Raw genomic sequence first — 853 nt, forward strand, 5'->3', positions numbered from 1 at the left:
CTCCTCGATGAGCGCCACCTACGGCCACCCGGCCACCGAAGCGCTGGTGGCCACCCTCGCGGGTACTGAGCACGACACCGGGCTGGATATCCACAAGCTGGAGAGCATCGCGGCGTACTTCCGCGAGGTGCGTAAGAAGTACCATGCCTTCGAGGGCCAGCTGAAGGGCACCGACAGCCGTATCCTCGTCGCCCAGGTGCCGGGCGGGATGCTCACCAACCTCGAAAGCCAGCTGAAGCAGCAGAGCGCCGCCCACCGTCTGGATGAAGTGCTGGCGGAAATCCCCCGCGTGCGCGAGGACCTCGGCTTCATCCCGCTGGTCACCCCGACCTCGCAGATTGTCGGCACCCAGGCGGTGCTCAACGTGCTGACCGGCGAGCGCTACAAAACCATCGCGAAGGAGACCGCCGGTATTCTGAAAGGTGAATACGGCCGCACCCCGGCGCCGGTGAACGCCGCCCTGCAGGCGCGGGTGCTGGACGGCGCTGAGGCCATCACCTGCCGCCCGGCGGACCTGCTGAAGCCGGAGCTGGCGCAGCTGGAAGCCGATGTGAAGCGCCAGGCGCAGGAGAAGAATATTCAGCTGGCGGAGAACGCCATCGACGACGTACTCACCGTGGCCCTGTTCCCGCAGCCCGGCCTGAAGTTCCTCGAAAACCGCCATAACCCGGCGGCCTTTGAACCGGTGCCGCAGGTGGAAGCCGCGCAGCCTGCTCCTGCCCCGGCGAAAGCTGCCGCCTCCGGTATCTACACCGTGGAAGTGGAAGGCAAAGCCTTTGTGGTGAAGGTCAGCGACGGCGGCGACGTCAGCCAGCTGACGGCGGCCACCCCGTCTTCCGCACCGGTTCCTGCC

1 pseudogene is annotated in these 853 nt (G+C 66.8%); it reads left to right on the forward strand.

From position 1 onward, the window contains the following. Nucleotides 1–853, forward strand: a pseudogene (locus ACOI6Z_RS27495) (oxaloacetate decarboxylase); the annotation flags it as partial.

The sequence above is a fragment of the Klebsiella sp. C239 genome, from assembly GCF_048822715.1.
Classification (GTDB): domain Bacteria; phylum Pseudomonadota; class Gammaproteobacteria; order Enterobacterales; family Enterobacteriaceae; genus Klebsiella; species Klebsiella quasipneumoniae.